Source organism: Trinickia sp. (assembly GCF_036503415.1).
GTDB lineage: Bacteria > Pseudomonadota > Gammaproteobacteria > Burkholderiales > Burkholderiaceae > Trinickia.
In genome coordinates, this window is sequence record NZ_DASXWY010000100.1 from 15,350 (window position 1) to 39,681 (window position 24,332).

Sequence of the window (24,332 nt, forward strand, 5' to 3'; positions counted from 1 at the left end):
ATGAACGAAATCGACCAAAACCATCCCCTCGCACAGCTTTTCGTCAACAACCAGGCGTGGGTCGAGCGCAAGCTCGCCGAGGACCCGCAGTACTTCTCGCGCCTGGCGGACCAGCAAACGCCCGAGTACCTGTGGATCGGCTGCTCCGATTCGCGCGTGCCGGCGAACCAGATCATCGGTTTGCCGCCGGGGGAGGTGTTCGTCCATCGCAATATCGCGAACGTGGTCGTCCATACGGACCTCAACTGCCTGTCGGTCATCCAGTTCGCCGTCGATCTGCTGAAGGTCAAGCACATCATGGTCGTGGGGCACTATGGCTGCTCGGGCGTGGGTGCGGCGCTCTTCGATCGGCGCGTGGGTCTGGCCGATAACTGGCTGCACCATATTCATGACGTGCGAGCCAAACATGCGGCGCTGCTCGACGAATGGCCGATGGGCGAAGTACGTCATCGGCGTCTCGTCGAGCTCAACACGATCGAGCAGGTCGTCAACGTATGCCGCACGACCATCGTCAACGATGCCTGGGCCCGCAGCCAGCCGCTGACGGTTCACGGCTGGACCTACGGCGTGCACGACGGACGCATGCGCAATCTCGGCATGACCATTTCGAACGCCGAGATGGTGGGCGCGACTTACGAACGTTGTATCGCCGCGCTGTCGGCCAAGGGGGCCGGCTCGAGCGTGAACGATATGGTCGCCGCCGACGCCGCCCAGCTGGAAAAGGTGAGCGCCATCGTCGAAGGTGTCATCCAGGAGATCAAACATGACTGACGCGAAAGCAAACGCGCGCGACGCGATCGTGATCGTGGGCGCGGCCCGCACCCCGATGGCGGGCTTCCAGGGCGAGCTGGCATCGCTCACGGCACCTCAGCTCGGCGCGGCCGCCATTGCCGCCGCGCTTGAACGCTCGGGCGTGAAGCCGGAGGCCATCGACGAAGTGCTGATGGGCTGCGTGCTGCCTGCAGGCCTCGGCCAGGCACCGGCGCGCCAAGCGGCGCTCGGCGCGGCACTGCCGCTTTCGACCGGCTGCACGACCGTCAACAAGATGTGCGGCTCCGGCATGCGCGCGGCCATGTTCGCGCACGACATGCTGGCGGCCGGGTCGGTCGACGTCGCGATCGCGGGCGGCATGGAAAGCATGACCAACGCGCCCTATCTGCTGCCGAAAGCGCGCGGCGGCATGCGCATGGGGCACGGGCAGGTCATCGATCACATGTTCTACGACGGCCTCGAAGACGCGTACGACAAAGGGCGGTTGATGGGTACGTTCGCCGAGGAATGCGCGGCCTCGTTCGGGTTTTCGCGCGAGGCGCAGGATGCGTTCGCCGTCGAATCGCTCGTGCGCGCGAAACGCGCCAACGAAGACGGCTCGTTCGCGTGGGAAATCGCGCCCGTGAAAGTGGCGGGCCGCAAGGGCGACGAGACCACCATCGCGCGCGACGAGCAGCCGTTCAAGGCCAATCTCGAGAAGATTCCAACGCTCAAGCCCGCTTTCAGCAAGACGGGCACGGTCACCGCAGCCAACTCGTCGTCGATCTCGGATGGCGCGGCGGCGCTCGTCATGATGCGGGCCTCGCACGCCGAGGCACTCGGGCTCGCTCCGCTCGCGCGCGTCGTCGGACATTCGACTTTCGCTCAGGAACCGTCGAAGTTCACGACCGCCCCTGTCGGCGCAATCCGCAAGCTGCTCGAGAAAAACGGCTGGCATGCGAATGACGTCGATCTGTACGAGATCAACGAAGCGTTCGCCGTCGTCACGATGGCCGCGATGCGCGAGCATGCGATTGCGCACGAGAAGGTCAACGTTCATGGCGGCGCCTGCGCGCTCGGCCATCCGATCGGCGCGTCGGGTGCCCGCATCCTCGTCACGCTGATCGGCGCGCTCAGGAAGTACGGCGGCAAGCGCGGCGTTGCCAGCTTGTGCATCGGCGGCGGCGAGGCAACCGCCATGGGTATCGAGATCGTCTGATCTTCGAGCGTTCATTGCGCGCGCCTGCTGGCCAGGGTCGTAACGGTCCGCGGCGGCGCTTTCCGAGGGACGAATGACATGAGAACAGCATTGATCGTAGGCGCATCGCGCGGCATCGGCCATGAGTTCGTCCGTCAATACCGCGAGGCAGGCTGGCGCGTCATCGCCACGGCGCGCGATAACGGGTCGCTCGAAGCGCTCGAAAGGACGCTCGGCGCGGAAGCGGTTTCGCTCGACACGACGGAGCCCGACGAAATCGCCGCCTTCGCGGACAGACTCGCGGGCGAGCGTTTGCATGTCGCCGTCATCGCAGCCGGCGTCTACGGACCGCAGACGGAAGGCGTCGAAGCGTTTTCGGTCGAAGACTTCGACTACGTCATGACGACGAACGTGCGCGGCCCCATGCTGCTGATACCCGTGCTATTGCCGCTCGTCGAATCCGTCGAAGGGGTCCTGGCCGTGCTGTCGAGCCGCATGGGCAGCATCGGCGAGGCAACGGGCACGACCGGCTGGCTTTATCGCACGAGCAAGGCGGCGCTCAATTGCGCGGTACGCATCGCCGCGCTGCAAACGCGTCACGCGAGCTGCATCGCACTCCATCCCGGCTGGGTGCGAACGGACATGGGCGGTGCGCAAGCCGCGCTCGATCCCGCATCGAGCGTGGCCGGCATGCGCAACGTGATCGCGCAAGCGGCTGGCGCGCGCACAGCATTCAACGGACACTTCGTGCAGTACGACGGCACGACGATCGACTGGTGAGACTCGCGCGGACAGATGCCGCGCACCGACATGCCCGACGACAGAGGCGAGTCGGACCTTATCGATGAGGAGACAGATTCAATGGTGCTCGATCAGGATCACACGATGATCCGCGATGCGGTGCGCACGTTCGTGCGCGATGCGATCCTGCCGCATGCGGCAGCCTGGGATCGCGACCGCACCTTTCCGAAAGACGTGCATCGCCAGCTCGCCGAACTCGGCGCGTACGGCGTCATGGTGCCCCCCGAACACGGCGGCGCGGGGCTCGACGCACTCGCGCTGGCCCTGATTCTGGAAGAGATCGCGGCAGGCGACGGCGGGACGTCGACCGCGATCTCCGTCAATAACTGCCCCGTGTGCAGCATCTTGCTGACCTATGGAAACGACGCGCAAAAGCGCGACTGGCTTGCCCCGCTCGCGCGTGGCGAGATGCTCGGCGCGTTTTGCCTGACGGAGCCGCAGGCGGGCTCGGATGCGTCGGCATTGCGCACGAGCGCGCGACGCGATGGCGACAGCTACGTCATCGATGGTGTGAAGCAGTTCATCACGAGCGGCAAGGAAGGCGACGTGGCCATCGTGCTGGCGGTGACCGACAAGGCAGCGGGCAAGCGAGGCATCAGCGCGTTCATCGTGCCGACGGCGACGCCCGGCTACATCGTTGCGCGGCTCGAGGACAAGCTCGGCCAGCACTCGTCGGACACGGCCCAGATCGTCTTCGAGAACTGCCGCATTCCCGCCGCCAACCTCATCGGCGCCGAAGGCGAAGGCTACCGGATCGCGCTATCGGGGCTCGAGGGCGGGCGCATCGGCATCGCGGCGCAAAGCGTGGGAATGGCGCGCGCGGCATTCGACGCAGCGTTGGCCTATGCCCGCGAGCGCGAAAGCTTCGGGCAACGAACCTTCGATCATCAGGCCGTGCAGTTCCGCTTCGCCGAAATGGCCACGCAACTCGAAGCCGCGCGTCAGCTCGTCTGGCATGCCGCCTCGCTGAAGGACGCGGGACTGCCGTGTCTGACCGAAGCGGCCATGGCGAAACTCTTTGCGTCGGAAGCGGCTGAACGGATCTGCTCGGCCGCGCTCCAGAGTTTCGGCGGCTACGGGTACGTCACCGATTTTCCGGTGGAGCGCATCTATCGCGATGTGCGGGTTTGCCAGATCTACGAAGGTACGAGCGACATTCAGAAAATCCTGATCGCGCGAGGGCTCGCTTGAGTACTCCGCTCGGCCGCGCGGCGCCTTCTGCGCGCCGCGCTTGGCCCGTAACTCGTCTATCCGATGAAGGCTGATCGAATCGAAGCTACGGCGACTGTCTGTCCGTGCGGCGGCGCCGCGCCGGGCCGCGCGTCGACAGCCAAAGCCCCGCTTTTCGCGCAGTGCTGCGGCCGCTATCTGAGCGGTGCCGCCCACGCGCCCAACGCGCTCGAACTGATGCGCTCGCGCTATACGGCCTATGTACTCGGCGATACGGCGTATCTGCGCGCAACGTGGGATCCGGCCACCTGCCCGCGCGATCTCGATGTCGATTCCGCGGCGCCCGACGCGCCCAACTGGCTGGGGCTGCAGATCAAACGCCACGAGGTGCTCGATTCGGCTCACGAATGCGTCGAATTCGTCGCGCGGTTCAAGCAGGGCGGGCGCGGCCATCGGCTGCACGAGCTCAGCCGTTTCACGCGCTCGGACGACGGCCGATGGCGCTATGTCGATGGGGATGTGAGCGAGCGCTGACTCTCGGTGCAAGCGCTGCCAGCTGCGGCCTCGCAAGGGCAAATCGGCGAATTTTCGCGCTCCGGCGCGTCGGCCGCTCGGGCACAGTGACAAGCCCAGAATCCGAAACGGTCACGCCTCATGCCCCGATCCGCTCAACGCTCCGATGCGCCCGCGCTCGCGCCCACTCAGATCGCGCTGCTGCTGCAAGGCGGCGGCGCACTGGCCAGCTTTCAGTGCGGCGCGTACGAAACGCTTCAAGCCGCTGGCATCGAACCGGCATGGGCCGTCGGCATTTCGAGCGGCGCCCTGAACGCCACCATTCTCGCCGGCAATCCCCCCGAGCGCCGGCTCGAGCGACTGCGCGCGTTCTGGGAGACGATCAGCCAGCCCGCGCTGCCCTACCCGCCCGCGCTGCGGGCATGGAGCACTTTCGTGCGGGGCCGCGCGGGCTTTTTTCGGCCCAAGCCTGTGCCGACCTTCATGCAGCGCTATTACGGCTCGGAATTCGAGAGCTGGTACGACGTCTCGCCGCTGCGCGACACGCTCGAACGGTTCGCCGATTTCGACCGCATCAACGATGCGCGCTCGATGCGCTTGTCGCTCGGGGTGGTGGAAGTGCGCAGCGGCCGATGCGTCTATTTCGATAACCGGCGTACGCGGCTCACGGCCGAGCACGTCCTGGCCAGTTGCGCATTACCGCCCGGATTTGCCCCCATCGAAATCGACGGCATGCACTATTGGGATGCCGGCCTGATCTCGAATACGCCGCTCGAGTGTTTGCTTCTGGATTGGCCGCAAGCTCCGACGCTCGCCATTGCGCTCGATCTCTGGCGGGCACCCGGCACCGTGCCCGTCGATTCGACCGGGATTGCGTCCGTCATGCAGGACCTCCAATACACGGCCCGGACGCAACCCACGCGGGCCATGCTGGACGCGATGGAGCAAACAAGGGCGTCGCTCGCCGCACTCCTCGACACCGTGCCCGACGCGTGCCGGCAAACGTCTGCCTACGACGACGCACGCGCGACGCTGCAAAAGCCATCGCTGAGCGTTCTCGATGTGGTCTACGACGACAAGCCGTGCCAGGACTATTACAAGACCTTCGACTTTTCGCATCGCCAGGTCGAAGCACACTGGAAAAACGGCAAGCGTGCGATGCGCGCGGCGCTCGCACGCGATGGCGACATCCTCGGCCTGATGGCGCGGCTGCCTGCGCAGCGGGCCGTTGCCTGAGCAGTTCACCCGTCCGTGTCTGCCGCTCGCAGACTATTCGGATTCCTAAATAGTGAGCATCGCTCGAAAATACCGCCAATTAAGCGTCCGCTGACTCCGCATCGCTGCGCCAATGCCCAAACGTTTGCGCGAGCAAACTGGGGTTGTCCTCCATTTGCGCGCGCATTTTGTCCAGCTAGGATGAGCATCGCGCATGTCGCGTATCACTCAGACGATTCTTCTTTTGCGGGTCGTCGCCGGCCGGGTTTGGCCGGTCGATGTCGTGTGCGGCGATGGATAGCAGACCTATCTAGCTCGCCGGCATGACGGATACGCGTCGTGCTCCCGTGTTCCTACGCCAACGATGCCCAGCTGCGCCGCGCACCGAATGGGCGAATTGCAGCCTTTGCCCGCCTCTTTTCCGGCAAAAGCTCAGCAACGCGAACACGGATACTGATCCGGGTCGGCAGTAAGCAGTCCTCGGGACGAAGACCCGTCGTCGGCATGCATTTGATTTCAGAGCGGGCACACGCATGAGTTGGAAAAAAGTATTGGTAGGTGGATTGTGCGTGTGCGCCTGGGCGAGCGCCCAAGCGGGTTCGGGCGCGACGGCGCAAAATGCCGTGCTCGCCTCGAACGAACCGGGCCCCCTTTCCGCACCGAGCGTCACGCGGCTCGAGTTCGGCGACACGGGCCTGCCTCACGTTGCTTCCGACTTGAACGAGCGTATCGTACGCATCCCCGTCGATACTGTGGGCTCGATCACACTCGAGGCGACAATCTTCAAGCCCGACGGCCCGGGCCCGTTCCCGACGGTCGTTTTCAATCACGGCAAGATGCCGGGCGATCCGCACGCGCAGGCGCGCAGCCGTCCGCTCGCCTTCGCCCGGGAGTTCGTACGCCGCGGCTACGTGGTCGTCGCCCCCAATCGTGAAGGCTTCGCCGGTTCGGGCGGCACTTATCGGCAAGAAGGCTGCGACGTCGAGAAAAACGGCATGGCGCAAGCCGACGACGTCGCTGCGACGATCGCCTATATGTCGAAGCAATCGTATGTCGACGCGGCCCACATCGTCGTGGCCGGCACCTCGCACGGCGGACTCGCGACGATTGCCTATGGCGCCACAGCTACCGCGCCAGGCGTGCGCGGCCTCATCAATTTCTCGGGCGGGCTGCGCCAAGACGCCTGCGAGGGCTGGAAGGACAATCTGACCCACGCGTTCGAGGCCTATGGCCAACATGAGCGGCTGCCGTCGCTGTGGCTTTACGGCGACAACGACTCGATCTGGCCCTCCGATCTCGTCTCCCGGATGTACGCAGCATATGTCGAACATGGCGCACATGCCCGCATGGTCGACTTCGGCTCGTACAAGAACGATGCGCACCGGCTCGTCGTCGATCGCGACGGCGTGCAGGTCTGGTGGCCGGCCGTCGATGCGTTTCTCGCGCGCATCGGCATGCCGACGCGCATGCAGTACCGCGTCGACAATCCGCCCCTGCCGCAGGCGACGGGTTATGCTGCCGTCGATTCGATCAACGCCGTGCCTTATGTCGACGCCGCCGGCCGCGCCGCCTACAGCAAGTTCCTCCGTCAGTTCCCGAGCCGGGCTTTCGCGATCTCGTCCTCCGGCGCGTGGTCGTGGGCCGAAGGCGGCGACGATCCCGTTGCCGTTGCGCTGAACAATTGTCGCCGCGAGAACCACGGCGCCGCCTGCAGCCTCTATGCGGTCAACAGCGAAGTCGTCTGGCAGGACGGCACGCGAACCGCATCGACGCGCAACGACGCAGGCGATCACGAGGCTTCGGCGGACACCGAGGCTATCGCCGCAGGTTCGCTCGCGAGCCGCTGATCCCATTCCGGGTTCGATCCGCAGCGGGGGACGTGCAAAGGCACGTCCCCCGCTGCGTTTTGGCGCTCGAATCCGGGTCTTTCGATAGGTTTTTTTTGGGGCGTGAGGTCACTTTGCCGTCGTCAACGGTGGGCAACGCACGGTTTCTGATGTGAAGCGTCCCGAGCTGTATCGAACAGGTGCGATCTTGCCCGTCTTCGCCATCCGATTTCACGCGTGCATCGGCTCCAGGAACGCGTTACTCTCACGTCCGTTTTTGCGATCCGCGATTGCTGCCTCGCCCACGAAGTGCGATACATGTGGCCGTTTTAATGCAGCCGCATCGCGCACGAAGAGCGCCAAGGCACGCCTGAACATTCGGAGTAGCGATTGGATAGAGACGCGAACATCGGGACGAATAACGACACGAAACGCATCGCGCGCGACGATTGGGTCACGCGCAGTGTGCAGGCCGTCTGGCATCCGTGTACGCAGATGAAGCACCACGAGCGCATGCCGCTCGTCGCCGTCTCGCGCGGCCAAGGCCCGTGGCTCTACGACCATGCGGGGCGGCGTTATCTCGATGCGATCAGTTCGTGGTGGGTGAATCTCTTCGGCCACGCGAATCCGCAGATCAATGCGGCGCTGAAAGCCCAGCTCGATACGCTCGAGCACGCGATGCTCGCCGGCTGTACGCATACGCCGGCCGTCGAGCTTGCCGAGCGGCTTCGCGCACTGACGCAAGGCACGCTCGGTCACGCGTTTTTTGCATCGGACGGCGCATCGGCCGTCGAGATCGCGTTGAAGATGAGTTTTCACTACTGGCGCAATCGGGGGCAGGACGGCAAGCGCGAATTCGTCTGCGTCGCCAACGGCTATCACGGCGAAACGATCGGCGCACTCGGCGTAACCGATGTGGCGCTGTTCAAGGACGCTTACGATCCGCTGATCCGGCGCGCGCACGTGGTCGCGTCGCCCGATGCGCGCGCTGCGAAAGCAGGCGAGCAGGCAGCCGATGTCGCGGCCCGCGCACTCGACGACGTCCGCCGACTCCTCGAATCGCGTGCGCAGCAGATCGCCGCGGTGATCGTGGAGCCGCTCGTGCAGTGCGCGGCGGGCATGGCCATGCACGATCCATCCTACGTAAGCGGCTTGCGCGAGCTGACCGAACGCTATGGCGTGCATCTGATCGCCGACGAGATCGCGGTCGGATGCGCACGCACCGGCACCTTCTTCGCGTGCGAGCAGGCGCATATCTGGCCCGACTTCCTCTGTCTGTCGAAGGGCATCACGGGCGGCTATTTGCCGCTGTCGATCGTGCTTTCCCGCGATACCGTCTTCGAGGCGTTTTACGACGACGATACCGCGCGGGGCTTTTTGCACTCGCATTCCTATACCGGCAACCCACTCGCCTGCCGTGCGGCGCTGGCAACGCTCGATCTTCTCGAGCACGCGAACGTGCTGGCCGAAAACGAGCGCAAATCGTCGCTTCTTTTCGAAGCACTGGCGCCGCTCGCCCGGCACCCCGCCGTGCGCAACATGCGCCGCTGCGGAACGATCGTCGCATTCGATGCCATGCTCGAGCCGGACGCAGCGCGCACGTTCTCGCGGCGCTTTTTCGAAGCCGCGCTCGAGCGCGAGCTGCTGCTGCGGCCGATCGGTACGACCGTCTATCTGATGCCGCCCTACGTTCTCGACGACGAAACGATTGCGTTGGCCGCGGCCCGCACGCGCGAGACGTTCGAGGCGACGATCGAATATCGGGGGCCATGATGTACTTGCTCGATACGCTGCGCGAGGGTCTCGCCGAACTCGATTCGCGCGGACTGAGACGGCATCGGCGCATTGCCGAGACGGCCTGTGCCGCACATATGCGCGTGGATGGTCGTGAGATCGTCGGCTTTGCCAGCAACGACTATCTCGGCCTGGCCGCTCATCCGGCCCTCGCCGCCGCCGTCGCGGAGGGCGCCGAACGATACGGCGCGGGCAGCGGCGGTTCACATTTGCTGGGCGGCCACTCGCGCGCTCACGCGCAACTCGAACAGACACTCGCGGCGTTCTGCGGCGGCTTTGTCGATGCGCCACGCGCGCTGAGCTTTTGCACCGGCTACATGGCGAACGTCGCGACCCTGACCGCGCTCGCGGGACGCGGTACGACGCTCTATTCGGATGCGCTCAATCATGCCTCGTTGATCGATGGCGCGCGCCTCTCACGTGCCGACGTCCAGATCTACCCGCACGCCGATACGGATGCGCTCGCGGCGATGCTCGACGCATCGGATGCGGGCGTCAAACTCATCGTGACCGACGGCGTATTCAGCATGGACGGCAACGTCGCGCCGCTGGCCACGCTGCTGGCGCTGGCCGAGCGTCACGGCGCGTGGCTCGTCGTCGACGATGCGCATGGCTTCGGCGTGCTCGGGCCGCAAGGGCGCGGCGTCGTCGCTGAGCTCGCGTTGCGCTCCCCGCATCTCGTCTACATCTGCACCTTCGGCAAAGCCGCGGGCGTCGCGGGGGCCGCGGTAATCGCACACGAGACCGTCATCGAGTGGCTCGTGCAACGCGCGCGCGCCTATATCTTCACGACGGCGTCACCGCCTGCCGTCGCGCACGCGGTATCGGCGAGCCTGGAGCTGATTCGCGGCGACGAAGGCGAGACCCGGCGCGCGCATCTGCGGGCATTGATCGAACGCACGCGCGCGATGTTGCGCGCCTCGCATTGGCAGCCCGTCGATTCGCACACGGCCATTCAGCCGCTCGTCATCGGCGATAACGAAACGACGCTCGCGCTCGCCGCCCGCTTCGATGCCGAAGGCTTGTGGGTACCCGCGATTCGGCCGCCGACGGTCCCCGTCGGCACGTCGCGGCTGCGCATATCGCTTTCGGCCGGGCATTCGTTCGACGACCTTGCGCGGCTCGAAAACGCACTGTCGCGCATAGAAGCGGGAGGCAACGCATGAGCGCATCGCTCTCGAGCGCGTTGTCCATTTTCGTGACGGGCACGGACACCGAAATCGGCAAAACATTCGCTTCATGCGCGTTGCTGCATGGGTTCGCTCGCGCGGGGCTGCGTGCGGCCGCGATGAAGCCGCTCGCCGCGGGCGCGTTCGAGCGCGACGGCGTGTGGCATAACGAAGATGCCGATGCACTCGACGCGGCTGCGAATGCACCGCTGCCGCCCGAACTGCGCACGCCGTTCCTGCTCAAGGCGCCGGCCGCCCCGCACATCGTCGCGGCGCATGAAGGTGTCGCACTCGATATCGAGCAGATCGTCGCCTGCCATCGCGAAGCGATACGGCGTGCCGATATCGTCGTCGTCGAAGGCGTCGGCGGTTTTCGCGTACCGCTCACCGATACGCGCGATACGGCAGACCTTGCCGTCGCGCTCGGCTTGCCCGTCGTGCTCGTCGTGGGCGTGCGGCTGGGCTGCATCAACCATGCGCTGCTCACGGCGCAAGCCATTGCGCAACGCGGCTTGACGCTCGTCGGATGGATCGCGAACGTCGTCGATCCCGACATGCGCTTCATCGACGAGAACATCGATACGCTGCGCGGCTGGCTCATGCGCGAGCATGGCGCGCCGCTCATCGGCACGGTGCCCTGGCTCACACCCGCCTCCCCCGAGCGCGCCGCCGAGCGGCTCGACGTTTCATCGTTGCTGCTCGCCCTGCGCACGGCGCGGGCGTCGACCTCCCAGCATTCATTGCATCCCGATCAGGACTGACGACATGACATCAGCACAGACTGCCGCCCCTGCCGCTCCGGCCTCGACATCCGCCACCGAACCCGGAAGTGCCGCCGCATCGCGCTGGCGCGTGGCCGATGTGGTCGCGCTTTATGCGCTGCCGTTCAACGATCTGCTCTACCGCGCGCAACAGGTGCATCGCGAGCATTTCGACGCCAACGAAGTGCAGCTTTCGACGCTGCTCTCGATCAAGACCGGGGGCTGCGAAGAGGATTGCAAATACTGCTCGCAGTCTGCCCATTACGAGACCGGCCTCAAGGCGGAAAAGCTCATGGATGTCGATGCCGTCCTCGCCGCCGCCCGGACTGCGAAGGAAAACGGTGCTACACGTTTTTGCATGGGGGCGGCGTGGCGCAATCCCAAAGAGCGCCATATGGAGCCGATCGAGCAGATGATCCGAGGCGTCAAGGCGATGGGGCTCGAGACCTGCATGACGCTCGGCATGCTCGAAGCGCATCAGGCGAAGGCATTGGGCGAAGCGGGCCTCGACTACTACAACCACAATCTCGACACGTCGCCCGAGTTCTACGGACAGATCATTTCGACACGCACCTACGAGGACCGGCTTCAGACGCTCGATCGGGTGCGCGACGCAGGCATCAACGTTTGCTGTGGCGGCATCATCGGCATGGGCGAGTCGCGCCGCGAACGTGCGGGGCTCATCGCGCAGCTCGCGAATCTGGACCCTTATCCGGAGTCGGTGCCGATCAATCATCTGGTCGCCGTTGAAGGCACGCCGCTCGAGGCAGTCGAACCGCTCGATCCGTTCGAATTCATCCGCACGATCGCCGTGGCCCGCATCACGATGCCGCGTGCGATGGTGCGCCTCTCGGCAGGCCGGCAGCAGATGAACGATGGGCTGCAAGCGCTCGCATTTCTGGCCGGGGCGAATTCGATCTTCTACGGCGATGTGCTGTTGACGACGGGCAATCCGCAAGCCGAGAGCGATCGCAAGCTGCTCGAGCGATTGGGGATGCGTGCCCAGGGCGCGGGCGCCATGCCGGGCACCGACTGATAGGAGCGGTTGTTAGGCCCCTTGTACCCTATCCTCCAGGCGGATCACCCTGAACTGGCTCGACGGACCAGCCTCGGTTGCTTCCGCCGCGAGGTAGTGCATCGGGCGGCCGATGTCGACACGCGACGCAAGCACGTAAAATACTCAGCTTCGAGCCATTCGGCGCGCAACACGCGCGCCAAGCCATCCGCCGAGTCCGCATGAAAGTTCTCTTTTTCGCGCCCGAAACGGGCGACGCCGATGCATGGCGCGCGTCGCTCGCGCGCGTCCTGCCCGACGCCGACATTCGCGTCTGGCGCCCCGGCGATACGGCCTACGCCGACTACGCGATCGTCTGGCGCCCACCGCGCGAGCTGTTCACCGCGCGCGAGGGGCTCAAAGCGGTCTTCAATCTCGGAGCGGGTGTCGATGCGATCCTGCGTTTCGAGCGGGAAGCGCCGGGCATGCTTTCTCCGGACGTGCCGCTGATTCGCCTCGAAGACACCGGCATGGCCGCGCAGATGAACGAATACGCGGCGTACGCCGTTTTGCGCTACCTGCGCCGCTTCGACGAATACGAACTCATGCAGCGCAGCGGCGAGCCGCACTGGCAAGTGCTCGATCCGCATCCGCGCGAGACGTTCGTCGTAGCCGTGCTCGGGCTGGGCGTGCTCGGCACGCAAGTCGCGCGCACGTTGGCGTCGTTCGGCCTGCCGGTGCGCGGCTATAGCCGCAGCCTGAAGACGCTCGACGGAATCGAAACGTTCGCGAGCGACGCTGCGCCGGGCGCCGTCGCGCCGGGCGCCGCCGCGCTCGACGCATGTCTCGAGGGCGCCCGGGTGGTCGTCAATCTCCTGCCGAGCACGCCCGAAACCGAAGGCGTTCTGAACCGGCGCACGTTCGGGCGTCTCGCGCGTGGCGCTTATCTCGTGAATCTCGCGCGTGGCGCACATGTCGTCGAGGAAGACCTGCTCGACGCCTTGCACGAGGGTCGGATCGCCGCCGCGACGCTCGACGTCTTCAGAGAAGAGCCGTTGCCGGCGGGCCACCGCTTCTGGCGCGAACCGCGCGTGACGATTACGCCGCATATTTCCGCGCAAACGCTTCGGGAGCCCGCCGCGCAGCAGATTGCCGCCAAGATCGCCGCGCTTTCCCGCGGCGCAGCCGTGAGCGGTATCGTCGATGTAGCGCGCGGTTATTAACGTTGCGTATCCTGTCGATTGTGAGCATTCCTGAACGAATTGAATCCGGAGACATCCCATGTCATTGCCGCGCGCAGTGAAGATTGTCGAAGTCGGCCCGCGTGACGGGCTGCAAAACGAGAAAGCGTTCGTGCCGACCGCGGTGAAGATCGATCTCATCGACCGGTTGTCGGAGGCGGGGTTTGCGAACATCGAGTCGGCCTCGTTCGTTTCGCCGAAGTGGGTGCCGCAAATGGCCGACGGCGCCGAGGTGATGGCAGGCATTGCGCGCCGCACCGGTACGCTCTATTCGGCGCTGACGCCGAATTTGCGGGGTTTCGAGAGTGCGCTTGCCGCACGGGCGGACGAGGTCGTCATCTTCGGCGCGGCGAGCGAGGCGTTCTCGCAGCGCAATATCAACTGCAGCATCGCGGAAAGCATCTCGCGCTTCGAGCCCGTTGCACGTGCCGCACAAAATAACGGGCTGCGGCTGCGCGGCAGCATCTCGTGCGCGCTCGGCTGTCCCTATCAGGGCGAAGTGCCGGTGCCGGCCGTGGTGGACGTCGTACAGCGCATGGCCGATCTCGGCTGCGACGAAATAGACATCGCCGATACGATAGGCGTGGGTACGCCGAAGCTGACCCGCGAAGTGTTGTCGGCCGTGACGAAGGTTTTCGCGCGCGAGAAGCTCTCGGGCCACTTCCACGATACCTATGGGCAAGCGCTCGCCAACATTTACGCGGCGCTGCTCGAAGGCATCGAGATCTTCCACGCGTCGGTGGCGGGTCTGGGTGGATGCCCCTACGCCAAGGGCGCGACCGGCAATGTTGCAACGGAAGACGTGCTTTACCTGATGAACGGTCTCGGCATCGAAACCGGGATCGATCTCGATCGCGTAGTGGCCGCCGGTGAGTTCATCTCGAGTTCGATCGGCAGAGCCAATGTGTCGCGTGCGGGCCGCGCGCTGCTAGCGAAAAGGGAAAGCCAACAGGAATCGGAGTAAGGCGCCCGCGCGCCGGCTCATTCATCCAGATAACCAGCGTTTTACCATGAGCGACGAACACTATTTGCCGAGCAATATGCCGGAGACTCCCGATGCCTCGGAGCCTTTGGATGCGCTGCCCGAATCGGCCCGGCGCGTGGCACTGTTGCTGCGCGAATGCGGCCATGAAAAACCCGTGGTGATGCTGCCGCAAACGGGCAAGACGTCGGCCGAGGCCGCTTCGGGGCTGGGCTGCTCCGTCGCCCAGATCGCGAAATCGATCCTCTTCAGACGTCGCGACGACGATGCGCCGGTGCTCGTCATCGCAAGCGGCGCGAATCGCGTCGATGAAGAGAAAGTGGCACAGCGCGTGGGCCCCGTCGCACGCGCCGATGCGAAATTCGTACGGGAAAAGACCGGTTACGCGATCGGCGGCGTCTGTCCGATCGGCCATGTCACGGCACCCGTGACGCTGATCGACGAGGACTTGCTGCAGCTCGATAGCTTGTGGGCGGCTGCCGGCCATCCGCATGCCGTGTTCAATCTCTCGCCCGAGGAATTGATCGCGCTGACGGGCGCACCGGTGGCCGATGTGGCGCTGCGGGCGTGAGGCCGTGCGGCGCCGCTGGGCGAGCCCTGGTTCGCGCTCGAGCGCGAACCCGCGTCCCGCAAAAAGAAAAGCCGCTCGCCATAACGGACGAACGGCACAATTTTTTCGACGTGATCAGCGTCATATGGATGATACCGACGCGCGCTGCATCGCCGCATCGGTGAAATCCCTGCACAGCCCGGCGCAGTTCGGGGCAAAGTAGCAGCGCTGGCGACGGCGCGTCTCCGCGCAAGCTGGCCAGTCGCGAATTACTCCACTCCCCTGGCCAAACGGCGCCGCAGCTTGCCCTGCTTCATCGCCTGAGCCAACTTCGATTTCCTCAAAGCCGGCCCCAAGTTGACGCCGGCCGCCGCCATCAGAATCATCGCCGCGCCGATCCATTGGATCCATTGCAGCGTCTGCCCAAACGCAATTCGATCGACGATGATCGCAACGACGGGGTAAATGAACGACAGCGCCCCCGTCATGGCTGTCGGCAACTTCTGGATCGCCCCGTAGAGCAGGACGTACATCAACCCAGTGTTGACGATGCCAAGCGTCGCGAGATTCGCCCAAGGCCCGGCCGTCCGAGGCAGCGCATGAAAATCGACGAACGGCATCAGCATCGCCGCACCGAGTGCGACCTGAATCAACGCGATCAAATGCGGTGGCGTGCCGGCCAGCCGCTTCGTGATGATCGACGAAACCGCGTAGCACAGCGCGGCGCCGAGTGCGAGACCGATGCCTTCGAGGTATTCGCCGGGCAGGGCCAGCACACTCGGTTCCACCTTCACGACGAAGACGAGCCCGACGAACGCGACGACGAGCCAAACTACCGTGGACACAGTGATGCGTTCGCGGAAAACGATCGCTCCCAGCGCCACGAGCATGAACGGCTGCGTGTTGTAGGCAGCGGTCGCCATCGAGATCGAAGCCCGCGAATAGGCGGCGAAGAGCAGGACCCAGTTCGCCACGATAGCCGCGCCGCCGACCGAGGCCCAGCCGACGACGCGCCACGACAGCGCGTCTCGCCGGATCAATCCCAGCCGCGCGCAGACGATCGCGAGCGTGGCCGCGCCGAGAACGCAGCGCACGAATACGATATTCAGCGGCGATTGCCCGGATGTCACGACGAGCCAGCCGATCGTGCCCGACATCAGCATCGCCGCACTCATTTCAAGCGCGCCGCGCCGGATTCCCTGGTTTTGATTCGTCATCGCTTGACTCCCTTCGGCATCGGTTTCGGTGCAGGTTCGACGCACTCCAGTCTAGCGATGACACACGCTCGAACACAGCGCTAAACTAAGGCCGTTTAGCGAACCGGGCTTCGAAACGAAGGAAAAAATGGGAAAACGCCTTTCAGACCCGCCGGAGACGGCGGGCGGCGCGCTCGACGCGATCGATCGCACCTTGCTGCGGCTACTCGCCGAAGACGGGCGTGCGGCCATCGCCGATCTGGCCCGTGAGGTCGGCCTGTCGGCGCCGAGCACGGCCGAGCGGCTGAGACGACTCGAAACGCAAGGGGTCATCGGCCGTTTCACGATCGAAATCGACCCGCGCGCGCTCGGTTACACGATGCAGGCCATCGTGCGCGTGCGGCCGCTGCCCGGGCAGCTTCATCTCGTGGAAGAAGCGATCCGGCGCATCCCGGAGTTCGTGGAATGCGACAAGGTCACCGGCGAAGACTGCTTCGTCTGCCGGCTGTATCTACGCTCGATCGAAGACCTGGACGGCATTCTGTCGAAAGTCGCGGATCGCGCGGAAACGAACTCGTCGATCGTGAAGTCGACGCCGATTGCCCGCCGGCTTCCACCGCTCGACAAAGCTCCGGAGCCGGCATCGCGCGTCGCCAAACGGCCGCGGTGAGGAAAAAGCGCAAGGAAGCCGTCGAATGAGATCCGCGCGGATCCTTCGCCCGCCCGCGTTGATTCTTTTGCGCCGGGCTCAATGCATACGGGGGCTGGCTTCCGGCTCGAGCGCCTCGAAAAACCCGAGCATCTCGGCGACCAGCGCATCGGGCGCCTCCTCCGGCACGTAGTGGCCGCATTCGAGCGCGCGCCCGCTCACATCGCGTGCAACGCGCCGCCACTCGGCCAGCGGGTCGAAGCATTTCGCGACGGTGCCGTCGGCGCCCCAAAGCACGCGCAGCGGACACGCGATACGATGACCGCGCTCGATGTCGGCACGGTCGTGTTCGAGATCGATCGTCGCCGAGGCCCGGTAGTCCTCGCACATGGCATGGACGGCACCCGGTTGACGCAGTGCGTCGATATAGGCGCTCAATGCCTGCGGCGCGAACGGCGCGAGCCCCGCATGGCGAGACCCCATGACACGCTCGATATAGACCTTCGGATCCGCGCCGATCAGCGTTTCGGGCAGCGGCTCCGGCTGAATCAGAAAGAACCAGTGAAAATACGCGGTCGCGAACGCCCGCGTCGTCCCCTCGTACATCGCGAGCGTGGGCGCGATGTCGAGCAGCATGAGCCGCTCCACGGCATCGGGGTGATCGAGCGCCATGCGATGCGCCACGCGTGCACCTCGGTCATGGGCACACACCAGGAACCGCTCGAAGCCGAAGTGACGCATGACGGCAACCTGATCGGCCGCCATCGCCCGTTTTGAATAGGGCAGGTGCGTTTCGTCGCTCGCCGGCTTGCCCGATGCGCCGTAACCGCGCAAATCCGTCGCGATCACGGTGAAATGCTCGGCGAGCCGTTCCGCGCACCGGTGCCAGATCATATGCGTCTGCGGATGCCCGTGCATCAGTAACAGCGGTGCGCCCGAGCCGCCCTTGAGACCATGGATCTCGGCTCCTTCGGTCGCGACGCGAAACGGGGTAAAGTCGGCGAATGTCATCGGTTCGCTCCTGCCTCTTCTCATTGTTGGCGTAGCTTCACATTCTACGGATGTGGCCGCGCCCGGTTCGTTCTACGGCACACCAATCCTAGAACCTGAACACTCCCTCCAAACCTCTGCGCCGTATCGCGAACCGGCGCTCGTATAATCGAACGATCGTTCTCTTACCGATCGTTGCCGAAGGAGGCTGCACATGGCCTTGCCCGCCGTCCTCAAGAATCTGGCGCTGCCCGTCATCGCATCGCCGATGTTCATCGTCAGCTACCCCGAATTGGTACTTGCCCAATGCAAGGCGGGCATCGTCGGATCGTTTCCGGCGCTCAATGCGCGGCCGGCCGAGTTGCTCGACGAGTGGCTCACGCAAATCGGCGAAGGGCTTGCCGAGCATAAGGCGGCCCATCCCGACGCAATCGTCGGACCGATTGCCGTCAATCAGATCGTTCACCAGTCGAACGCGCGGCTCGAACAGGATGTCCGTGTGTGCGTCGAGCACAAGGTGCCGGTTTTCATTACGAGTCTGCGCGCGCCGGTCAAGGAAATGATCGACGCCGTGCACAGCTACGGTGGAATCGTGCTGCACGACGTCATCAATCTGCGTCATGCGCAAAAGGCGCTGGAAGCGGGCGTCGACGGGCTCATCCTCGTCGCGGCCGGCGCGGGCGGCCATGCGGGCACGCTGTCGCCGTTCGCGCTGGTGGGCGAAGTGCGGCGGATGTTCGACGGGCCGATCGTGCTATCGGGCGCGATCGCGAATGGCGGCTCGATCCTCGCCGCGCAGGCGATGGGTGCGGATCTCGCCTATATCGGCACGCGCTTCATCGCGACACGGGAAGCGCATGCGCTGGATAGCTACAAGCATGCGATCGTCAATGCCACGGCGGCCGACATCATTTATACGAACCTGTTCACCGGCGTGCATGGCAATTACATTCGCGAGAGCATCGTCAATGCGGGGCTCGACCCGGACGACCTGCCCGCGTCGGACAAGACGAAGATGAACTTCGCGGGCGATAAGGCGAAGGCGTGGAAGGACATCTGGGGCGCGGGGCAAGGAGTGGGCCTGATGGACGACGTGCCGACCGTGGGTGAACTCGTGGCACGGCTTACGCGGGAATACGAGGAGACGCGGGCGCGTCTCGCGGGCGGCAAGTAATCGTTCGAGGCATGCCGTTTGATTCTCCGACGAAATCGGGGGCGGAGGAACGAGCTTGACCCTCGTGCACCGACAGCACTCCCAGGCCGATACGCGATATTGATCGTGCGGGAAACGACTTGTACGCGGTCTTTACATGATTCCCGATAAATTAGAGCACTCCCTTGGCTTTCCTTTGTCGGGATATTCATGAAAGTGCTCGCGCCTCAGATGCTACGCTCGACCGAAACTTCGGGTCTCGCGCTTGCTGCCGCCGAATCCCAAACGATCGAGCCGTCGCGCCCGCGGTCGGTGCGGGACAGCAGCCTCGGCAAGCTGCTCACCTCGCGCAAGAACGCAGTGACTCGTCGTGTTGCCACACCTTCCTGGCTCCCCTCGAGGGTTGCTGTCGCTGCGCCGCGCGATAGGAGTGCTTGCCGCAAACTGGCGGACTGGCTGGGCTGCAACAAAGCCGGAGTCACCCCGCTGGCACTCAACCGGATGCCAGACGCCTATGCGATCGAAGCAGCCGGCAACGCTAGCGCCGGCTCGACCTATACGTACGACGGATTGCTCGCGCACGACCTGTTGAATCTGGCTGGTGCCGGTTTTTCGGCTGCAGCGGGCAGAGCCCTTGCGGCGCGCTACCGCGCAAGGCTGGAGACCATGTTGCAAGCCGAAGTCGATGCCGTCAGAAAAGCATCGGCACAAGAGCAGCAGGATCGCCGATGCGGCCGGCCATCGCTCAAACCGGCCAACGACGACGAACGCGCACGCTATCCGGCGCTCGAAGCGCACTACCGAGAGGCCGATCCAGCCTTCGTCGGCAACCTGATCCTGACGCGCGACCGCAACGGGCAATGGCAATACGATAAACAGAAGCTGATCAGGATCGCCCATGACGATCGCCATCCTCGGGTGCGCCATGCGCGCGACGTGTTGACGCTGATGTATATCGGCACGCACCAGGGCGCTCACCGGCGCAACGACGGGGTGTATCACGCGATCATCGCGGGACTTGGTTCGGCGGCAAGTGCACTGATGATCGCCGGTACCCACGGTGCGGCGCTGCCGGTGGTGGCTGCAGGTTATGCGGTCGCCAGCGCACGCGAATTGCTTTTTCTCAAGAAGCCGTTCATCGAAGAACGACAGAAGCTGCGCGATGCGAAGGCAGAGCTGATGACGCGTATCGTGAAGCACAGCCTAAGCGGTTTCGACAAGAACGGTGCGGGACATATCGGAGCTGCGAACCGGCGCACCCCTGAGTGCGAAGTGCCAGACGACTTGCCGCTCGAAGCCACAGCCGGCATCGTCGCCGCGGCATTCGCCAATGCGGAAAAGAAAGTGGCAAACCGAAGCGTCGGTAGGTGGATCCCCGGCGCCCTGATCGACCATCGCAAATCCACCGCGGCCAAAGACGAGGAGCGAAGCATAGTGGTCAATCACGCGCTCGACATCATGCGCGACGAACTGGTGCGAGCGGAACGCAAGTCGGCCAGTGCACTTAGCGAACTGCTCGATATTGCCTACGACCCCGATCTGTCGCTATCCAGCCGCGTCCGGAAGTTGATGGCGCATGTGAAAGAGCAGCCCCGCCTGCACGCGGTCCATGCACTCCTCACCGATATGGGCATGCGCAAAGGCGAAGCGCTCGAAGTCGTGGCACGGCTCGTCGAATTCCAGTTCGCCGTGTCGGGCCGGCTCGACAACGGCAATCCATTGCGGGCCGATGCTGCCCGGCTCGCGAACCTGACCGGTCAGCCGCAGTTGAAACAGGTACCGCGGGCCGCGCTCGAAACAGCGATCAAGGAGGCATTCCAGCGGCGGCTGGTGCTCGGTTAGGCGCAGTGCTTTCGCCCATCCGTGGGCGCGTAGCGGAATAAACTCCGTACGGCCGCGGAGCCAGGACCGCCGCTGAATCTCCTCGGTTTTAATCGATAGGCGCCGCCATCCACACTCACATCGTCCGCCGATACTGCCCCCCTACCTCGAACAGCGCGTGCGTGATCTGCCCGAGCGAGCAGACGCGCACCGCATCCATCAATACCGCGAACACATTCTCGTCGTCGATCACGGCCTGCTGCAAGCGAGCGAGCATGGCCGGCGCCTCGTCGCGATGGCGCGCCTGAAACGCGGCGAGGCGTGTCAGCTGACTTTCCTTTTCCGATTGCGTCGAACGCGCGAGCTCGAGCGGCGGAGGAGCTTCATGCCCATGCGCTCCGACGAACGTATTGACGCCCACGATCGGATAAGAACCGTCGTGCTTGCGATGTTCGTACTGCATCGATTCGTCCTGAATCCGGCCACGCTGGTAGCCCGTCTCCATCGCCCCGAGCACGCCGCCGCGCTCGGTCAGGCGATCGAACTCGGCCAGTACCGCCGCCTCGACAAGATCGGTCAGCTCCTCGATGATGAAGCTGCCCTGATTCGGGTTCTGACTCTTCGCGAGTCCCCACTCGCGATTGATGATGAGCTGGATCGCAAGCGCGCGCCGCACCGACTCGTCGGTCGGCGTGGTGATGGCTTCGTCGTATGCGTTGGTGTGCAGCGAATTGCAGTTGTCGTAGACCGCGATCAGCGCCTGCAACGTCGTACGGATATCGTTGAAGTCGATCTCCTGTGCGTGCAGGCTTCGTCCCGAAGTCTGCACGTGGTACTTCAGTTTCTGGCTTCGCTCGCCGGCGCCGTACCGCTCGCGCAGCGCAACGGCCCAGATGCGCCTCGCCACTCGGCCTAGGACCGTATATTCGGGCTCCATGCCGTTCGAAAAGAAAAACGAGAGGTTCGGCGCGAATGCGTCGATCGGCATGCCGCGCGCCAAGTAAGCCTCCACGTAGGTGAAGCCGTTTGCCAGTGTGTAAGCGAGCTGCGTGATCGGATTCGCACCGGCCTCGGCGATGTGATAGCCGGAGATCGATACCGAGTAGAAGTTGCGCACCTCGTGCTCGATGAAGTACGCCTGAATGTCGCCCATCACCTTGAGGCTGAACTCGGTCGAAAAGATGCAGGTGTTTTGTCCCTGGTCTTCCTTCAGAATGTCCGCCTGCACGGTACCGCGCACGTTGCGCAACGCCTCGGCGCGCGCAGCGGCACGTTCGTCGGCGCTCGGCTCGGTGCCTGCCTCGGCCGCGCGCGCGGCAAGGCGTTCGAGCGCCTGATCGATCGCGACATTGAAGAACATCGCGAGAATCGTCGGCGCCGGACCGTTGATCGTCATCGACACCGATGTGTTCGGCGCGCACAGATCGAAGCCATCGTAGAGCGCCTTCATGTCGTCGAGCGTCGCCACCGATACGCCGGAATTACCGACCTTGCCGAAAATGTCGGGACGTTCGTCCGGGTCCTCGCCGTAGAGCGTCACGGAATCGAACGCAGTCGAGAGCCGCACCGCCGGCATGCCCTTCGAAAGGAGCTTGAAGCGGCGGTTCGTGCGCATCGGATCGCCCTCGCCCGCGAACATCCGCGTCGGATCCTCGTTCTCGCGCTTGAACGGAAAGACGCCGGCCGTGAACGGAAAATGGCCGGGCAGATTTTCGAGCGAGAGCCAGCGCAACGTCTGCCCGGGATCGACGAACTTCGGCAGCGATACCTTGCGCATCGTCGTACCGGAAAGCGTCGTCACCGTCAGTGCATTACGCATTTCGCGACCGCGCACGGTCACCGTATGCTCGTCGCCCGAGTAGGCCGCCTGCGTGCGCGGCCATGCTTCGAGCAACGCTTTCTCGCGCGCGCCCAACTGCGTTTCGCGCGCCTCGATCAGCGCGTCGAGCCGTGAAAGATCGGCGGCCAGCGGAGCCCACGCGGGCGGCTGCGCGCCGCGCGCCGAGACATCCGCCTCGGCGAGCATGCGCCGCGCTTCGAGCAGCTGCCAACGCTCGCGCGCGAGCGTCGACTGCGCCTCGACCTGATCGCGGTAGCGGCGGACGGCCTCCGCGACGTCGGACAGATAGCGCACGCGCGCAGTCGGTACGATCGCGCCGCGCGCGCTCGAATGGCGAACACTCACGCGCGGCAGCCGCCCGCCGTCCTGGGGCTGCGGCAGTCCGAGTTCGTGCAGCGATGCGGCGATGCGCTGATAGAGCGCGGTCACGCCGTCGTCGTTGAAATGGGCCGCTATGGTGCCGAAGACGGGCATCGCATCGGGCGGCTCGCTCCACGCCTCGCGGTTGCGCTGAACCTGCTTGGCAACGTCGCGCAATGCATCGGCCCCGCCGCTGCGGTCGAACTTGTTGATGGCAACGAAGTCCGCAAAATCGAGCATGTCGATTTTTTCGAGCTGACTCGCCGCGCCGAACTCGGGCGTCATCACATACAGCGAGCGAGCGGCGTGCCGCACGATGGCCGCATCGCCCTGTCCGATTCCCGACGTCTCGACGACGATCAACTGAAAGCCCGCGACCTTGCATGCGGCGATCGCATCGGGCAGCACGTCCGGGACTTCAGTCGCGGCCTCGCGCGTGGCGAGCGAGCGCATGAAGACGCGCGGCCCGTGACCCCAGTCGCCGATCGCATTCATTCTTATGCGGTCGCCGAGCAGCGCACCCCCCGACTTGCGGCGCGACGGGTCGACGGCGAGCACCGCGATCGGCAGCGCATCCCCGTAGTCGAGGCGAAACCGCCGCACGAGCTCGTCGGTCAGCGATGACTTGCCGGCGCCGCCCGTGCCCGTGACACCAAGCACCGGCACCTGTGCCGCGGCGGCGCGCGCGGCGAGCGCGGCACGCGTTGCGGCATCCACATAGCCGCTTTCCAGCGCCGTAACGAAGCGGGCAAGCGTTCTCCAGGCGCGCTCGCCCTCGGCACATGGGAGATCGTCGAGATTGACCGGCACGCCATGCTCCTGCGCCGGCGCGGGCGAGTGCTCGCGGCAGCGGGCGATCATATCGTCGATCATCCCTTGCAAGCCGAGCCGCTGGCCTTCCTGTGGCGAATAGATGCGCGCGACGCCGTAGCGTTCGAGCGCCTCGATTTCGTCGGCGACGATCACGCCCCCACCGCCCCCGAATACCCGGATACGCTCGCCTCCGCGTGCGCGCAGGCAATCGATCAGGTAGCGGAAATACTCGATATGTCCGCCCTGATAGCTCGATACCGCGATGGCATCGGCGTCCTCGTCGAGTGCGGCGCGCGCCACTTCGTCGACACCGCGGTTATGGCCCAGGTGAATCACCTCCACACCGCCGGTCTGCAGGACGCGGCGCACGATATTGATCGCGGCGTCGTGGCCATCGAAAAGCGCGGCCGCAGTCACGAAACGCAGGCGGGCAGGCGCTTTCGGCGCCAAATCGCCGACGGGCTGCGGCGTCGATAAATCGGTCATGTCTCCCCCATTCTCACGGGTGCTTTTCGCAGTATAGGCAACTGCCGCGAGGGGGCTCGG

The 24,332-nt window shown here is 64.9% G+C and carries 20 protein-coding genes; 17 read left to right on the plus strand and 3 right to left on the minus strand.

Annotation, left to right across the window (positions count from 1 at the left end; genetic code table 11):
• The 14 genes from can to VGL01_RS13580 all read left to right on the plus strand — a co-directional run bounded on the left by can (position 1) and on the right by VGL01_RS13580 (position 14,985).
• Positions 1-771 (plus strand): carbonate dehydratase, encoded by a 771-nt coding sequence (gene can / locus VGL01_RS13515; protein WP_331570073.1) that lies wholly within the window; start codon positions 1-3, stop codon positions 769-771.
• Positions 764-1,969, plus strand: coding sequence for an acetyl-CoA C-acetyltransferase (locus VGL01_RS13520; protein WP_331570075.1), 1,206 nt, complete (start codon positions 764-766; stop codon positions 1,967-1,969). The genes can and VGL01_RS13520 overlap by 8 nt, the downstream gene beginning before the upstream one ends.
• A gap of 78 nt (positions 1,970-2,047) precedes the next feature.
• Positions 2,048-2,728 (plus strand): SDR family oxidoreductase, encoded by a 681-nt coding sequence (locus VGL01_RS13525; RefSeq protein WP_331570077.1) that lies wholly within the window; start codon positions 2,048-2,050, stop codon positions 2,726-2,728.
• A gap of 81 nt (positions 2,729-2,809) precedes the next feature.
• On the plus strand, positions 2,810-3,940 hold the full coding sequence (locus VGL01_RS13530; RefSeq protein ID WP_331570079.1) for an acyl-CoA dehydrogenase family protein: 1,131 nt from the start codon (positions 2,810-2,812) through the stop codon (positions 3,938-3,940).
• A 63-nt stretch (positions 3,941-4,003) separates the two neighbouring features.
• On the plus strand, positions 4,004-4,453 hold the full coding sequence (locus tag VGL01_RS13535; RefSeq protein ID WP_331570081.1) for a YchJ family protein: 450 nt from the start codon (positions 4,004-4,006) through the stop codon (positions 4,451-4,453).
• Between the two features lie 120 nt (positions 4,454-4,573).
• Entirely contained in the window at positions 4,574-5,668 is a 1,095-nt protein-coding gene (locus VGL01_RS13540) for a patatin-like phospholipase family protein (RefSeq protein ID WP_331570083.1), read from the plus strand.
• Between the two features lie 512 nt (positions 5,669-6,180).
• Entirely contained in the window at positions 6,181-7,494 is a 1,314-nt protein-coding gene (locus VGL01_RS13545; RefSeq protein ID WP_331570085.1) for a dienelactone hydrolase family protein, read from the plus strand.
• 369 nt (positions 7,495-7,863) lie between these two features.
• Positions 7,864-9,246 carry an adenosylmethionine--8-amino-7-oxononanoate transaminase gene (gene bioA, locus VGL01_RS13550; protein ID WP_331570087.1) on the plus strand — a complete coding sequence of 461 codons (1,383 nt, stop codon included), beginning with the start codon at positions 7,864-7,866 and terminating at the stop codon, positions 9,244-9,246.
• Positions 9,246-10,433 carry an 8-amino-7-oxononanoate synthase gene (gene bioF / locus VGL01_RS13555; protein WP_331570211.1) on the plus strand — a complete coding sequence of 396 codons (1,188 nt, stop codon included), beginning with the start codon at positions 9,246-9,248 and terminating at the stop codon, positions 10,431-10,433. The genes bioA and bioF overlap by 1 nt, the downstream gene beginning before the upstream one ends.
• Entirely contained in the window at positions 10,430-11,197 is a 768-nt protein-coding gene (gene bioD, locus VGL01_RS13560) for a dethiobiotin synthase (protein ID WP_331570089.1), read from the plus strand. The genes bioF and bioD overlap by 4 nt, the downstream gene beginning before the upstream one ends.
• A gap of 4 nt (positions 11,198-11,201) precedes the next feature.
• Positions 11,202-12,233: a biotin synthase BioB gene (bioB, locus tag VGL01_RS13565; RefSeq protein ID WP_331570091.1), complete on the plus strand. Its 1,032-nt coding sequence runs from the start codon at positions 11,202-11,204 to the stop codon at positions 12,231-12,233.
• Positions 12,234-12,433: 200 nt separating this feature from the next.
• On the plus strand, positions 12,434-13,414 hold the full coding sequence (locus VGL01_RS13570; RefSeq protein ID WP_331570093.1) for a glyoxylate/hydroxypyruvate reductase A: 981 nt from the start codon (positions 12,434-12,436) through the stop codon (positions 13,412-13,414).
• A 58-nt stretch (positions 13,415-13,472) separates the two neighbouring features.
• Complete coding sequence (locus tag VGL01_RS13575) at positions 13,473-14,396, plus strand: hydroxymethylglutaryl-CoA lyase (protein ID WP_331570095.1); 924 nt, start codon at positions 13,473-13,475, stop codon at positions 14,394-14,396.
• A 46-nt stretch (positions 14,397-14,442) separates the two neighbouring features.
• Positions 14,443-14,985, plus strand: a complete 543-nt coding sequence (locus tag VGL01_RS13580; protein ID WP_414720248.1) for a YbaK/EbsC family protein — start codon at positions 14,443-14,445, stop codon at positions 14,983-14,985.
• A gap of 248 nt (positions 14,986-15,233) precedes the next feature.
• On the opposite strand, the gene VGL01_RS13585 is transcribed toward VGL01_RS13580, so the two are convergent.
• Positions 15,234-16,181: a DMT family transporter gene (locus VGL01_RS13585; protein WP_331570097.1), complete on the minus strand. Its 948-nt coding sequence runs from the start codon at positions 16,179-16,181 to the stop codon at positions 15,234-15,236.
• Positions 16,182-16,308: 127 nt separating this feature from the next.
• On the opposite strand from VGL01_RS13585, the gene VGL01_RS13590 reads away from it, so the two are divergent.
• Complete coding sequence (locus VGL01_RS13590) at positions 16,309-16,830, plus strand: Lrp/AsnC family transcriptional regulator (RefSeq protein WP_331570099.1); 522 nt, start codon at positions 16,309-16,311, stop codon at positions 16,828-16,830.
• A gap of 78 nt (positions 16,831-16,908) precedes the next feature.
• Here the strand turns inward: VGL01_RS13590 and VGL01_RS13595 are convergent, their stop codons facing one another.
• Positions 16,909-17,820: an alpha/beta hydrolase gene (locus VGL01_RS13595; protein ID WP_331570101.1), complete on the minus strand. Its 912-nt coding sequence runs from the start codon at positions 17,818-17,820 to the stop codon at positions 16,909-16,911.
• 193 nt (positions 17,821-18,013) lie between these two features.
• On the opposite strand from VGL01_RS13595, the gene VGL01_RS13600 reads away from it, so the two are divergent.
• Both VGL01_RS13600 and VGL01_RS13605 read left to right on the plus strand, forming a co-directional pair.
• A complete protein-coding gene (locus VGL01_RS13600; protein WP_331570103.1) occupies positions 18,014-18,973 on the plus strand; it encodes a nitronate monooxygenase family protein in 960 nt (319 codons plus the stop codon).
• 210 nt (positions 18,974-19,183) lie between these two features.
• Positions 19,184-20,794: a transcriptional regulator gene (locus VGL01_RS13605; RefSeq protein WP_331570105.1), complete on the plus strand. Its 1,611-nt coding sequence runs from the start codon at positions 19,184-19,186 to the stop codon at positions 20,792-20,794.
• A gap of 115 nt (positions 20,795-20,909) precedes the next feature.
• Here VGL01_RS13605 and icmF read toward each other — a convergent pair whose 3' ends face one another.
• Positions 20,910-24,272, minus strand: coding sequence for a fused isobutyryl-CoA mutase/GTPase IcmF (gene icmF / locus VGL01_RS13610; RefSeq protein ID WP_331570107.1), 3,363 nt, complete (start codon positions 24,270-24,272; stop codon positions 20,910-20,912).
• Positions 24,273-24,332 lie beyond the last annotated feature (60 nt).

Coding starts and splice junctions, on each gene's coding strand:
- can (WP_331570073.1), top strand. CDS start 1: ATGAACGAAATCGACCAAAACCATCCCCTCGCACAGCTTTTCGTCAAC.
- VGL01_RS13520 (WP_331570075.1), top strand. CDS start 764: ATGACTGACGCGAAAGCAAACGCGCGCGACGCGATCGTGATCGTGGGC.
- VGL01_RS13525 (WP_331570077.1), top strand. CDS start 2,048: ATGAGAACAGCATTGATCGTAGGCGCATCGCGCGGCATCGGCCATGAG.
- VGL01_RS13530 (WP_331570079.1), top strand. CDS start 2,810: ATGGTGCTCGATCAGGATCACACGATGATCCGCGATGCGGTGCGCACG.
- VGL01_RS13535 (WP_331570081.1), top strand. CDS start 4,004: ATGAAGGCTGATCGAATCGAAGCTACGGCGACTGTCTGTCCGTGCGGC.
- VGL01_RS13540 (WP_331570083.1), top strand. CDS start 4,574: ATGCCCCGATCCGCTCAACGCTCCGATGCGCCCGCGCTCGCGCCCACT.
- VGL01_RS13545 (WP_331570085.1), top strand. CDS start 6,181: ATGAGTTGGAAAAAAGTATTGGTAGGTGGATTGTGCGTGTGCGCCTGG.
- bioF (WP_331570211.1), top strand. CDS start 9,246: ATGTACTTGCTCGATACGCTGCGCGAGGGTCTCGCCGAACTCGATTCG.
- bioD (WP_331570089.1), top strand. CDS start 10,430: ATGAGCGCATCGCTCTCGAGCGCGTTGTCCATTTTCGTGACGGGCACG.
- bioB (WP_331570091.1), top strand. CDS start 11,202: ATGACATCAGCACAGACTGCCGCCCCTGCCGCTCCGGCCTCGACATCC.
- VGL01_RS13570 (WP_331570093.1), top strand. CDS start 12,434: ATGAAAGTTCTCTTTTTCGCGCCCGAAACGGGCGACGCCGATGCATGG.
- VGL01_RS13575 (WP_331570095.1), top strand. CDS start 13,473: ATGTCATTGCCGCGCGCAGTGAAGATTGTCGAAGTCGGCCCGCGTGAC.
- VGL01_RS13580 (WP_414720248.1), top strand. CDS start 14,443: ATGAGCGACGAACACTATTTGCCGAGCAATATGCCGGAGACTCCCGAT.
- VGL01_RS13585 (WP_331570097.1), bottom strand. CDS start 16,181: ATGACGAATCAAAACCAGGGAATCCGGCGCGGCGCGCTTGAAATGAGT.
- VGL01_RS13590 (WP_331570099.1), top strand. CDS start 16,309: ATGGGAAAACGCCTTTCAGACCCGCCGGAGACGGCGGGCGGCGCGCTC.
- VGL01_RS13595 (WP_331570101.1), bottom strand. CDS start 17,820: ATGACATTCGCCGACTTTACCCCGTTTCGCGTCGCGACCGAAGGAGCC.
- VGL01_RS13600 (WP_331570103.1), top strand. CDS start 18,014: ATGGCCTTGCCCGCCGTCCTCAAGAATCTGGCGCTGCCCGTCATCGCA.
- VGL01_RS13605 (WP_331570105.1), top strand. CDS start 19,184: ATGCTACGCTCGACCGAAACTTCGGGTCTCGCGCTTGCTGCCGCCGAA.
- icmF (WP_331570107.1), bottom strand. CDS start 24,272: ATGACCGATTTATCGACGCCGCAGCCCGTCGGCGATTTGGCGCCGAAA.